The 12,559-nt window shown below is 48.4% G+C and carries 11 protein-coding genes and 1 pseudogene; 6 read left to right on the forward strand and 6 right to left on the reverse strand.

Annotated features, from left to right (window positions below; genetic code table 11):
• Positions 1 to 128: 128 nt before the first annotated feature.
• A pseudogene (locus AEA42_RS02725) lies at positions 129 to 674 on the forward strand (LysE family translocator); the annotation flags it as partial.
• Here the strand turns inward: AEA42_RS02725 and AEA42_RS02730 are convergent.
• Positions 671 to 1,939, reverse strand: coding sequence for a mechanosensitive ion channel domain-containing protein (locus AEA42_RS02730; RefSeq protein ID WP_037416320.1), 1,269 nt, complete (start codon positions 1,937 to 1,939; stop codon positions 671 to 673). The pseudogene AEA42_RS02725 and the gene AEA42_RS02730 overlap by 4 nt on opposite strands.
• Positions 1,940 to 2,146: 207 nt before the next feature.
• On the opposite strand from AEA42_RS02730, the gene AEA42_RS02735 reads away from it, so the two are divergent.
• On the forward strand, positions 2,147 to 2,725 hold the full coding sequence (locus tag AEA42_RS02735; protein WP_055646899.1) for an outer membrane beta-barrel protein: 579 nt from the start codon (positions 2,147 to 2,149) through the stop codon (positions 2,723 to 2,725).
• Between the two features lie 17 nt (positions 2,726 to 2,742).
• Here AEA42_RS02735 and AEA42_RS02740 read toward each other — a convergent pair whose 3' ends face one another.
• Complete coding sequence (locus AEA42_RS02740; RefSeq protein ID WP_037427934.1) at positions 2,743 to 3,135, reverse strand: DUF1090 domain-containing protein; 393 nt, start codon at positions 3,133 to 3,135, stop codon at positions 2,743 to 2,745.
• 218 nt (positions 3,136 to 3,353) lie between these two features.
• Here AEA42_RS02740 and AEA42_RS02745 point away from each other — a divergent pair, with 218 nt between their 5' ends.
• On the forward strand, positions 3,354 to 3,989 hold the full coding sequence (locus AEA42_RS02745) for a DUF3157 family protein (RefSeq protein WP_055646900.1): 636 nt from the start codon (positions 3,354 to 3,356) through the stop codon (positions 3,987 to 3,989).
• A 137-nt stretch (positions 3,990 to 4,126) separates the two neighbouring features.
• The gene (locus AEA42_RS02750; protein ID WP_037416307.1) at positions 4,127 to 5,116 is read left to right on the forward strand and encodes a DUF481 domain-containing protein; all 990 of its coding nucleotides are present in this window, start codon (positions 4,127 to 4,129) and stop codon (positions 5,114 to 5,116) included.
• Here AEA42_RS02750 and AEA42_RS02755 read toward each other — a convergent pair whose 3' ends face one another.
• On the reverse strand, positions 5,117 to 5,740 hold the full coding sequence (locus AEA42_RS02755; protein WP_037416303.1) for an MliC family protein: 624 nt from the start codon (positions 5,738 to 5,740) through the stop codon (positions 5,117 to 5,119).
• 378 nt (positions 5,741 to 6,118) lie between these two features.
• On the opposite strand from AEA42_RS02755, the gene AEA42_RS02760 reads away from it, so the two are divergent.
• Both AEA42_RS02760 and AEA42_RS02765 read left to right on the forward strand, forming a co-directional pair.
• Positions 6,119 to 6,733, forward strand: coding sequence for a hypothetical protein (locus tag AEA42_RS02760; RefSeq protein ID WP_037416298.1), 615 nt, complete (start codon positions 6,119 to 6,121; stop codon positions 6,731 to 6,733).
• 116 nt (positions 6,734 to 6,849) lie between these two features.
• Positions 6,850 to 8,175: a M48 family metallopeptidase gene (locus tag AEA42_RS02765; protein ID WP_055646901.1), complete on the forward strand. Its 1,326-nt coding sequence runs from the start codon at positions 6,850 to 6,852 to the stop codon at positions 8,173 to 8,175.
• Between the two features lie 139 nt (positions 8,176 to 8,314).
• On the opposite strand, the gene hutH is transcribed toward AEA42_RS02765, so the two are convergent.
• From hutH to hutC, 3 genes are all read right to left on the reverse strand, one after another.
• Positions 8,315 to 9,856 carry a histidine ammonia-lyase gene (gene hutH / locus AEA42_RS02770; RefSeq protein WP_055646902.1) on the reverse strand — a complete coding sequence of 514 codons (1,542 nt, stop codon included), beginning with the start codon at positions 9,854 to 9,856 and terminating at the stop codon, positions 8,315 to 8,317.
• A gap of 47 nt (positions 9,857 to 9,903) precedes the next feature.
• On the reverse strand, positions 9,904 to 11,574 hold the full coding sequence (gene hutU, locus AEA42_RS02775; protein WP_055646903.1) for a urocanate hydratase: 1,671 nt from the start codon (positions 11,572 to 11,574) through the stop codon (positions 9,904 to 9,906).
• Positions 11,575 to 11,697: 123 nt separating this feature from the next.
• Complete coding sequence (gene hutC / locus AEA42_RS02780) at positions 11,698 to 12,405, reverse strand: histidine utilization repressor (protein WP_047536458.1); 708 nt, start codon at positions 12,403 to 12,405, stop codon at positions 11,698 to 11,700.
• Positions 12,406 to 12,559 lie beyond the last annotated feature (154 nt).

The following is a 12,559-nucleotide window of genomic DNA, read 5'->3' on the forward strand; positions in this document are numbered from 1 at the left end:
GTGGTCGAGGTTACGGATAGAGATAGCGGGAGCGGCCATGATGAATTACCTGCAAAAGAGAGTAATAGATCAGAATGACCGATCGCCGTCAAGTTTTTTAAATCGAAAATTAGGTGCGGAATGACGGGTCTATGTCCCACGGTATTCATTTCGGTAAAAAACGCAGCATAGCCACAGGGCTTGGTAGTGTGTGCGCCGCACTGGTATTAATGGTGGCCTCGGCGGCAGGTTTAGGGGCACTGATCAGCGCCTCGGAATACGGCTTTACCATACTCAAGTGGTGTGGTGGCGCCTATCTGGTGTTTTTGGGTATCAAATTATTGCTCACAAAACAGCACGTTCAGCCATTGGAAGTGGCAAAAAAAGAAGGAAATGGTCAGCCTAAACAACTCTTTAAACAGGCATTTTTAGTAGGGATCAGCAATCCTAAAGACCTACTGTTTTTTGCGGCGTTATTTCCACAATTTATCGATTTAACCGCACCACAATTACCGCAATTGGCGATTCTTGCCCTCACTTGGGCGCTGGTCGACTTTAGCTTTGTAATGATCTACGCCTCGATGGCCAATGTGCTGGCACCTAGCCTTAAGGCCAGCAACAAATTGCATTGGTTTGACCGAACCAGCGGCGGCGTATTTCTTACCCTCGCCGCGATTCTCGTCAGTCGAGACTAACCCTCGACCTTCACCGATTTCAGACTGCGGATATCGTTACCCGTCGGCGCTTGGAAGGCCTGCAAACCAAACTCAGGCAACACGGCAAAGATATGGTCGAAGATATCCGCTTGTATCGCTTCATAAAAAGCCCAGCGGGTATCATTGGTAAAGATATAAACCTCAATCGGTAAGCCTTCGGTGGTCGGTGCCAATTGGCGCACCATCAGGGTCATATCCTTATGCACTTTATCGTGGCGTTGCAGGTATTCCTGCAAATAAGCGCGGAAAGTCCCCACGTTGGTCAAATGGCGACCATTGACCATCATATCCAGATCCGACACTTTAGCATTCGACGCTTGGATCTCGCTGATCTTGGCGGGGAAATACTCTTTCAAACAATTGATTTTACTCAGGCGATTTCGATCTTCCTCAGTTAAAAACTTAATACTGTTGATATCGATATTAACCGCGCGTTTGATACGTCGCCCGCCCGATTCGGACATGCCACGCCAGTTACGGAACGCATCCGAGACTAACGCATAGGCGGGGATCATGGTGATGGTCTTATCCCAGTTACGTACTTTGACTGTGGTTAAGGACACTTCCTCCACCGCGCCATCAGCGCCGTACTTATCCATTTGGATCCAGTCGCCCTTGCTTACCATGCGGTTGGCTGCGAGCTGAATCCCTGCGACAAAGCCTAAAATCGTGTCGCGGAACACTAACATTACAAAACCCGTCGCTACACCTAAGCCGCTGAGGAAGTACACAGGAGACTGATCGGCGAGCACAGAAAGGGACACGATAAGGCCGACAAAGAATAGGAACAACTTAAACAACTGCACAAAGCTTTTAACCGGTAGTCGGCGGCTAACCAGATTGATGTCAGAGATTTCATTAACCGCATCCAGCCCCGCGTAGATAGCGCGGATCATCAATACCACCAGCCAGATACTCAGTAGGCGATCAACTAAGCCGCTAAGTACCGGATGCTCTGTTAAGGTTATAGGCACCAGCAGATTGAGCACGATAGCGGGCACTAACATCGCCAGCTTTTCGAGCACTTTATAGCGCATAAACACATCGTCCCACGTCACTCTAGATCGCAGAATCACCATGTTAACCGCGCGGATCACCCCACGGCGCATAATAAAATAGGCTATGGCCGCTACTAACACGCAAGCAAGCAGCATAATGCTGGTTGATATTCCGTCGGATGGTTGACTGTCAATTCCCAAACCCGTTAACCATGCCGAAATTTCGAGCCTTATTTCCTGATCCACAATTCACTCCAATTTAGGCGCTAGCGCAACAAAGTCATACAAAGGAAACAACTGAGTTACCCTCAGTTAAATATCCCTTTAAAAACACTCACCATAAGATACAAAAATTTTACAACTAATTATTTTAAAAGAGATTTTAGCATTTTGAATTGACCACACACAAAAGGAAATGAACAATAATCCACCTGCTACCAAGGAAGCCATCCCATGTATCGTCATTTACCTAAATTCGCCTATCTTAGCATTGGGCTACTGAGCCTATGCCAACCGCTACAGGCAACGGAATATAACACTTCAAATCATCTGATGATGCCAGATAAATCAGTTGAGAGAACCACCATTCCCTATGTAGCGCTCATGCTCGATTACGTTCCCGCAGAAGATAATCTCTACGGAATCACCCTTGCGCCCTATCATTTCGATGATGATTATCAGCGATGGGGTTATTACCTTGGTTATGCCCGCAGTCGTGAAACCGATATTGAGGTGCCAGAACCCGCACTATCACATCGACAAGAAAGCCTCTGGCGCTTAGGTTTAAGCTACAGTTTAACCAATAACTTTAGCATTTATGCGGGCGGCAGCCTCTATATCAGCACCACAGCTTATACCAACAATATTTCACCCCGCATTGTCGATGGCAAACCCTCGTGGGAAGAAGATAAGTCCAAACATTGGGGTGCCGAAGCAGGCCTAAGATATCGCCTAACAGAGCATGTCATGCTGAGTGCAGGTTATAACTCCAGCACTGAATCGACCATTTTGAGCATAGGGTATGCGGGTTAAACCGAAAGAGTCCGAAGTTATTGTGCGAGCTCTGCTCTAGCCTTAGCAAGCTCAGATTCAACTTCTGCAATCTTTTGGCGTTTTTTATTGATTTTATCCATAGGCTTACCATCGGCAATCGCTTCGGTAAGCTCATGCTGGCGCTCGGCTAATTTAGCCTCTAAGACCTCAATTTTAGCTAAACGCTCGGCAGTTAAGCTGTCATCGTCACAATGGTTTGCGACCTCACTATAGGCCTTTTCTAGCCCTGCCACTTTGTGCTGATGACCAGCAGCCTTAGCCTCAGTGAGTTCAGCACTTATAGCCGCTAATTTTGCAGCACAGCCCGTTTTAAGAGGCTCATCTGCCCAGGTTACAGCACTGAAAATCAAGCCGATAACGAGTCCATAAGTACGATGTTTACCTTGCATTTTACTCTCCTCTACAGACGTTTATAGACAATCCGACTCTATGACAACGCCCTGATACTTTTTATCCCTAAGCGCATACCTTAAACTCAGTCTGCCCTCTCTTACGGCTAAATCCGCTTTATTCATCAAAACGCGACTTAGACAGTGACGAATATGCTGCAAATTGTTTATGTTAGGGCAGAATGTTGACTCAGATGGATACCGGAGCCAGAAAATCAATGCAAACCTTATTTCGCCTTAGCGCACTTAGTTCACTCTTATTGCTCTCATCCTCAGTGATGGCAGCCGATGTGGCCACCATTACCCTTGAGAATGGCGCTCAAGTCAGACTAAAAGACGACTTTACCTGGGAATATATCATCACAGAGACCAAAGCCGCTAAAGCGCCAGCAGTTGCTACAGTTGCGACCCCAAGTTCTACTGTAACAACAGCCGCAGCGGCAGTAGCCAGCAGCACATCCGCCGTTGAAGCAACCAAACCTGTCACAACTCTGACCGCCAATGCCATCGCCAGACCCGAGATCTTAGGCTCTACTGCCAAAGACGGCATTAAAGTCACCTTCAGCGAGAGCCAATGGAAGCAGGATAAACTCGGCTTGAACTTTGAGCTTGCCAGCACCAGCGGCGAACACGTGACTTTAGTTGAGGTCGAAGCCAGCTTCTTTGCCGACGATGGCACCTTGCTCAAAACCGAAAAACTGGAAGTCTGGGAAGCGATTTTCCGCATGCCAGAAACCTACCTACGTAAGGGCGAGCAACGTAAGAGCCCTGTGATTTGGGTTGAAGGCGTTGACAAAAACCGTTGGCAGAAACAATTGCTCAATCTCAAAATCACCGAAATCAATTCTCGTTGATCCTTAAGCAAGATAGGGAATTGGGTGCTAACATCCAATTCCTGAAATCTTCGCCTATTGTTATTGCCTTACTCTGCGCCATATAGGCTAGAATGCCCAAATCTTCGACACTGTTTATTTTTTAGAGCCAGCCACTAATGCCAAATCACTTTTCTAGGTTATCTGTAGCCATATTACTGGCAGGCTTAAGTGGGCAAAGTCTGGCAGATACTGTGTTACTGAGAAATGGCGATAAAATCACTGGCGAAATTAAAAGCTTTGACGAAGCACACTTAGTTATAAAACCCAGTTATTCCCCCAAAATATCCATAGAGCGTAGCGCGATTAAAAGCTTTGAAACCACCCAAAATCAGCATTGGAGCATCAACCGTACGCTACAAGATGTGAGCATAAAATCCTCCGAACTCGATGGGTTTGTTCAGGTTAACAATAAACAAATTCCCATTAGTGAGCTGGTGTATTCAGACCGAAAAAGTGACTCAGAATGGCGCTATAGTGGCAGTGTTGAGGCCGCACTCGATGTCACCAGCCACAGCAAAAATACCCAAAAACTCCATGCAAAAAGTGATATCACAGCCGAAACCTTGCAATGGCGCCATAACCTGAAAAGTGAAGTGCGCTATGAAACCGAAGGTAACGCCACCAAACGTAATACGATTGAAGGCCACTACAGCCTTGACTACCTCATCAGTGAACATTGGTTATTGCGGCAAGAAGATTATTTTCAAGAAGATAGACTCGACTTCCCAATTAGCAACTATTACGCCGCGATTGGTCCGGGTTATCGGTTTTGGGGAATAGGACGAGATAAACTGGACTTTGTTGTTACGTACAACCATTTTTGGTTGGATACCCAAATATTTACCTATCAACTCAACGCTTGGGCATCCACGCTCAACTATAAACAATATTGGTTTGATGGCGTATTGGAGACCTATGCCGATCTCCAAATCGCCTTTCCTGACACACCAACCATTGATTATATTTCGGACTCAACATTTGGGCTTAAGTATCTACTGACTCAGCAAATTTACCTCTCATTCAAATATGATATCAATGAGACTAAAACCTCGATACGCCATGTTCGGGATGTCAGTTATAACCTAGGGCTTGGTGTTAATTTTTAATCATTTAGCTGTTTTGACCGTACAGGTCATTTCTGGCGCTTCATATCCCCAGACAATTTTGGCTTCGCCATGGTGTTCCCATAGGCTTTCGTTGCGCCCCTGATACTTAGCGCCACTGCCACTTGGCTGAACAAACATCAAGGAAGTTTGATCGCCATACTCTGCAATTAAGGTGGCGGGTTCAGTATTAAAGTAACTGACCACGACTTCATTGGCGGGGTTGCCATCGCAGGCATAAAATACTGGGCCAGTCATCTCAACGAGGCGATATTGCGCCTGTAACTCTGCAATCCGTGTTTGGTAACTCGATTCAATACACGCATGTTTATCATCGCTTTTCCAACATTCGTTGCGACCTTTTACCCAACCCCGTTGCAGCGCTTTTAACGTTGGAGGCTGTTCATTTTTAGCTTTTGCGGTGGCCTTAGCATAGACCTCGGCCAATTGTTTATCTAACTTAGTTAAGCCTGCATCCTTACACACCATATCTTCGATACTGTCCGGCTGTACTTTACTACAGTCAAAGGAAGGCTTTTCAGCCGCAATAGCAGGCATACTCAAGGCGATGGCTAAAAACCCCGCTATTCCTGCGATTTGCATATTGATTATCTTAGTTAACTTCATACTCTTGAGTCCCTCACATAAACGACCAACCACTATTCATTGCCATAGCTAACGCCATACCAGCTTAACCTAAGCTGACTTAAGCAAAATACGCTTATCAAACTGGCAAAAAACAGCACTACTCCACAAATAACCACTCAATGCCTGTTCCGCAATCAAGCAGTATTTAACAAACTCGACTAAGTGTAGTGCAGCCTGATGGGTTATCCCAAAAGTGTCCACTGAACGGACACATTGAGACTGAACGCGCGGACACATTTAGGCTCGCCAGGCGGACACTTTCTACATGTGAATGATAAATAAAGAATATTTTATTGGCATGGACTCTGCTTATACAGGTGAGTTAATCACAAACACTTATTCATACAAGGAAGCATTATGAACACACGCACTAAAGTATTTGGCGGCTTATTGATCCTCGCACTTATCCCCTGTGGAATTTGGGCTACACAGCAGACAAGCACTCAGTCATCGACCGAAACCAATATTTCAATCAATAGCAGTAATTATCCTGACTTTTCGTGGATTTATGTACGCCAAGATGGTGAGCTCACGATAGGCGCGGGTGAAAGCCAAGATTGGAACACACTCAAACAACAAGGCAATGCTTACCAAACGGATTACCTGTGGGTTAAGACTGGCGGAAACCGCTATGTGATTACCGATCCAGCCCTTGTAAATCAAGTGAAAGAGGCCGTGCGCCCAATGCAGATCCAAGGCGAAAAAATGCAGCGTCTAGGCGAGCAAATGCAAGTAAAGGGTGATGCTATCAGTGCCGAAACCAACAACCTCTTAGTCAATCTCGCCTCAGGTGAAAAAGATGCTGAGAGTAACGCGCAAATTGAAAGCCTAGGCGCATCGATGGAAGTGATGGGCAAAGAGATGGAGCAACTCGGCGATGAACACCAAAAGCTAGTTAATATAGCCGAAAAGCAGGTTTACGAACTGGCGCAAAACGCGATAAAAAATGGCACCGCCGTATTGGCACCTTAAGCCATTTTTAGCACTTAAAGGTAAATTATCGGTTATTCCAGTTATAGAGATTGAATTTCCTAGTGAAATTGACTATTTTCACGCCGCTTTGTTATTTCACTAGGAAAAGGATCAACATGGAACAAGTGGTTAGTGCAGGGAACGACAACCCTATTCAAATGACCGATACCGTCTATTCGAAGGAAAAGTCACTCTTTACAATTTTAGCGATTATTTCAGGACTTATTTGGCTTTTACTTATTTTAGCCACAAAAGGTCTCGCCCTGATTTATGTGCTGATGTTTTTTATTATTTACCTCTTCACCCACTCGGCGTTTATCAGCTACTTAAAGGGCACGGCGGTTGAAATCAGCCCTGAGCAGTTCCCCGATTTACACAAACAATACCTCGCCTGCTGCGAGCGTTTAGAGATTAAAGAACCACCGCGCGCCTACCTGTTAGCGGCCGATGGTATGCTAAATGCCCTCGCCACCCGCTTTTTACGCCGTAACTACATAGTGCTGTTCTCATCGATCGTGGATGCACTCGAGTCCGATAAAGATGCCCTTAACTTCTATATCGGCCATGAGCTGGGCCATATTCGCCGTAACCATATTGGTAAAGAGCCGCTGTTAGTGTTCGCCACTTGGTTGCCGTTAGTAGGCGCCGCCTATGCCCGTGCCTGTGAATATACCTGTGATTTACACGGCTTGCGCTGCTGCAATAGCTTACGTTCAGCCACCAATGCGGTCGCCGTACTCGCCGCCGGGGTTGAGCAGTGGAAACGGATGAATGTCGATCAATATATTCGCCAAACCCAAGAGTCGAGCGGCTTTTGGATGTCTTTCCATGAGATCAATAGCAGCTATCCTTGGCTGACTAAACGCATGGCAAGAGTACAAGCAACCGCACAAGGCAAAGTGTATACGGCGCCTTCACGCAGTGTATTTGCCTATCTCTTTAGTTTGTTTATGCCACGTATGGGCACAGCAGGCGGCGGGATTATCATCCTTGCGGCGATTATCGGTGTGGCAGCAGCGGTCGCGATTCCCGCCTATAAGGAATACCAAGAAAAAATGGGCGCAGAGATAAGTTATGAGGCGCCAACTGATCAAACTCCGGCTTTAACTTTGACCGTTCCCGATACCGATGCTGCGGTTAAACATATAGATCAATTACATCAGTCATTAACGCCCATTACAGATACTTTAACGGCCTACTACCAAGCCCACAAAGCTTGGCCGACAGAATTGGAAGTCCTTGGACTCACGGATGCACAACTGGCCACCTTTAATCTCTACACCGATGGCATAGTCGGGTTTGTGGGCGGCGAACCCCTAGGGGATTATCAAGACTATGAGGTGTACCTATCGCCACAAGTCGACGAGCAGGATAATGTGACTTGGGTATGTAGTAGTAATGGTATTCCCGACGAGTATTTACCCGTCGATTGCCAAGGCTAAGATCAAAAAGCGCTAAAGTGCTAAATCCCCTCCCTAAATGAGAAAAAGGCATAGCAAATCGCTATGCCTTTCACTTTATTGGTCGCTTGCTTCAGCACTTTTCACCCGCAGAGGGGTTATCGGCGCCAAAGACTGTGCATTACAGACTCGGCAATACGCCTTGGGGCAAGTAAGTATTAAAGCTGGCGGTGTACAACAGATCCGTTGCCGCTTCGATATCCGGCGCGAAATATCTGTCTTTATCGTAGTAGGCAACCACTTCGCGTAGCTCGGCTTTGGCCTTAGCCACTGCATCACTTGGCGCTAATGGCGCGCGGAAATCCAACCCTTGGGCGGCAGCTAACAATTCAATCGCTAATACGCCGCGGGTGTTTTCACTCATATCCCGCAAACGGCGCGCCGCAAAGGTCGCCATAGACACATGGTCTTCTTGGTTTGCCGAGGTTGGTAAACTGTCTACCGAGGCTGGATGGGCGTAAGTTTTGTTTTCAGAGGCTAATGCCGCCGCGGTTACTTGGGCGATCATAAAGCCCGAGTTCACCCCGCCGTTTTTCACTAGGAAAGGTGGCAATTTAGACAGGCTAGAGTCGATGAGCAGCGCGATACGACGCTCTGCAATCGCGCCTAATTCGGCAATCGCAATCGCCAAATTATCCGCAGCCATAGCGACTGGTTCGGCGTGGAAGTTACCACCGGAAATAATATCGCCAGTATCTTGGAATACCAGCGGGTTATCGGTCACGCCATTGGCCTCAGTGCCTAACACTTCCGCCGCTTGGCGAATTTGCGTTAAGCAAGCGCCTAGCACCTGTGGTTGGCAGCGTAGTGAGTAAGGGTCTTGTACCTTTTCACAGTTTGCATGGCTTAAGCTGATTTCAGACTCTTCACCCAACAGATGACGGAACACCATCGCCGAATCGATTTGACCTTTTTGACCACGGGCCGCATGGATGCGTGGGTCAAACGGGCTGCGGCTACCCATGGCCGCCTCAACGCTCATCGCGCCAATCACTGAGCTGGCAGCAAACAAGTCTTCAGCGTGGAACAAGCCTTCCAGCGCCAGCGCGGTAGAAGCCTGAGTACCGTTGAGCAGGGCTAAGCCTTCCTTCGCAGCTAAATCGATTGGCTTAAGGCCGGCGATTTCTAAGCCTTCGGCGGCCGAAATAATCTGCCCTTGGTAGCTCATCTCGCCTTCACCCAGGAGCGGCAGACACATATGGGCTAACGGCGCTAAGTCGCCAGAGGCACCCACAGAACCTTTTTCAGGCACGCAAGGATAAACCTCGGCATTCACTAGGCTGATAAGGAAGTTAATCACTTCTAAACGGATACCAGAAAAACCACGGCTTAAGGAGTTGATCTTTAACACCATCATCAAGCGCACTGTGGCATCCTGCATATACTGGCCCGTGCCCGCCGCGTGGGATAACACGATAGAGCGTTGCAGCAATTGCAGATCTTCCGGGGCAATCTTAGTGTTGGCCAGCAGACCAAAACCCGTGTTGATGCCGTAAACGGTGCGACCTTCATCCAGCACCTTTTGCACGATTTGCGCGCTGGTGTTGATGTCGTTTATCGCCTCTGGTGCCAGTTCGAGTGTCAGCTTATGGCGGCTGATTTCACGCAGTTGCGCCAGGCTTAAACTGCCGGGCGTTAATACTAAATGATTGACTGATTTCATTTTTACATCCGTATTCTTGTCGTTGTTTTTCACGGTTTGTTGAATAGTTAGTCTTTAAGCATGGGCAGATCTAAGCCCTGCTCTTTTGCACAGTTTTTAGCTATTTCATAACCCGCATCCGCATGGCGCATCACGCCTGTCGCTGGGTCGTTCCACAGCACGCGGCCAACACGTTTAGCAGCAGCTTCAGTGCCGTCACACACGATCACTACGCCCGAGTGTTGACTAAAGCCCATGCCAACACCACCACCGTGGTGCAAGGATACCCAAGTCGCGCCGCTGGCAGTGTTTAGCAGAGCGTTCAGTAATGGCCAATCAGATACTGCGTCTGAACCGTCCATCATAGACTCGGTTTCACGGTTAGGGCTGGCGACTGAGCCTGAGTCTAAGTGGTCGCGACCAATCACGATCGGCGCCGACAGCTCGCCGTTTTTCACCATCTCGTTAAAGGCTTGGGCTAAACGCGCACGGTCCTTTAAACCCACCCAGCAGATACGCGCTGGCAGCCCTTGGAAGGCGATACGCTCACGGGCCATATCTAACCAGTTGTGCAGGTGTGGATTGTCTGGGATCAGTTCTTTTACTTTGGCGTCGGTCTTGTAGATATCCTCAGGATCGCCAGATAACGCAACCCAACGGAACGGGCCGATACCTTCGCAGAAGAGTGGGCGAATATAGGCAGGCACAAAACCTGGGAAATCGAACGCGTTTTTAACGCCGGTTTCGAAGGCCATTTGGCGAATGTTGTTACCATAGTCTAAGGTCGCTGCGCCTGCCGCTTGCAGATCCAGCATGGCTTGCACCTGTACCGCCATCGAGGCTTTAGCCGCTTTAACGACGGCAGCCTCATCGGTTTTACGCATGTCGGCCGCTTGCGCCATGGTCCAGCCCTGTGGCAAATAGCCGTTCAGCGGATCGTGGGCAGAGGTTTGGTCGGTGACAACATCAGGAGTAATACCACGCTTCACTAATTCGGCAAATACATCGGCGGCGTTAGCTAACAGGCCGACGGAAACGGGTTTGCCCGAGGCATTGGCATCGTTGATCATAGCCAAGGCTTCGTCTAATGAAGTGGCCTTTTTATCCACATAACGGGTACGTAGACGAAAATCGATGCGAGTCTCGTCGACTTCACAGGCTAACACTGAGAAGCCAGCCATAGTACCTGCCAGCGTTTGCGCGCCGCCCATACCCCCTAAACCACCGGTGAGGATCCACTTACCGGCAGCAACGCCGCCAAAGTGTTGTTTTGCCACTGCAACGAAGGTTTCGTAGGTCCCTTGGACAATGCCTTGGGTACCAATATAGATCCACGAACCCGCGGTCATCTGGCCATACATTGCCAAACCTTGTTTATCTAGCTCGTTGAAGTGTTCCCAATTTGCCCAATGTGGCACTAGGTTAGAGTTAGCAATCAGCACGCGTGGAGCATCGGCGTGGGTGCGAAATACGCCCACAGGCTTACCCGATTGCACCATTAAGGTTTCATCGTCTTCGAGGCGTTGTAGGACTTCGATGATTTTGTCGTAACAATCCCAATCGCGGGCAGCTCGGCCGATACCACCGTAGACGACTAAGTCTTCTGGGCGCTCGGCCACATCGGGATGTAAGTTGTTCATTAACATGCGCATTGGCGCTTCGGTTAACCAGCTTTTACAGCTTAATTGGCTACCATGGGGCGCAATAATACGGCGGCTTGGGTCGTGTCGCTTGTCCATTGAGATGTCCTCTTTCAACCTGTTGAACTCACTCGCCTTACGGCTAAGTGCTATTGTTTTTATTGTGTTTTTCACTAAACCTAAGGTTAAAGGCATAAGCTCTTAACGGGTTTTCGCGAGTTGTTATTTATTAAAGGTAAGGTGTCCGCCGAGTTTAAAGCGGCTACCTGGGTGTACTAATTTGGCAAAACTCACCACCCCTTGGCGCGACCAAGTTCGGCGTGAAATCTGTAAACAGGGTTCGGTCGCCGGAATGGCTAACCTCTGTTGCAACTCACTACTGGCGATTATGGCTTCGATGGTGTGGTGCGCCTCGGTCAGCGGTGCAACCTGTGACAGGTATTCATGGGGAGTTTGCTCGCTAAAGTCCTGCTCTAAGTAATCAGGCGCAAAGGCGGGATTCACATAACGCTCCTCGACTTGCAGCGGCACGCCCTGCTCGCAATGCACTAACACCGAATGAAACACCGGACTCCCGAGCTCCAGCGCCAGTGCGATGGCGATAGGCGCGGTAGCGTTTACTTGCTCAAGTGCCAACTGCTGCACACTGTAACCATGACCACGGTCTTTGATTTCGTCGGCAATGTTGCGGATCGCCAACATGGAGGATTGCGACTTTCGCCCCGCAACAAAGGTGCCCAGCCCCTGTGAGCGCTCAAGAACGCCGTTGTCCGTCAGCTCGGTCAAGGCGCGACGCGCCGTCATCCGGCTACAGACAAACAGTTCGGCTAGCTGGTTTTCCGAGGGTACGCGGGCATTTTCTTCCCACTCACCAGACTCGATACAGCCAATGATATATTGCTTAATTTCTGCAAACTTAGGCGTAGCCAAAACACTTCCTCGGTATAAAAATCTAGAATCTAGAATCTAGAATCTAGAATCTAGGTGCTAGGTGCTAGGTGCTGGCACACTTTTAAACGTTCAAAATTACGGCTACAATCCTAGCTTGTATATACAAGTAAATACAAGCTAGCTCACATAACTT

Source organism: Shewanella sp. Sh95, assembly GCF_001308045.1.
Lineage (GTDB): Bacteria > Pseudomonadota > Gammaproteobacteria > Enterobacterales > Shewanellaceae > Shewanella > Shewanella xiamenensis.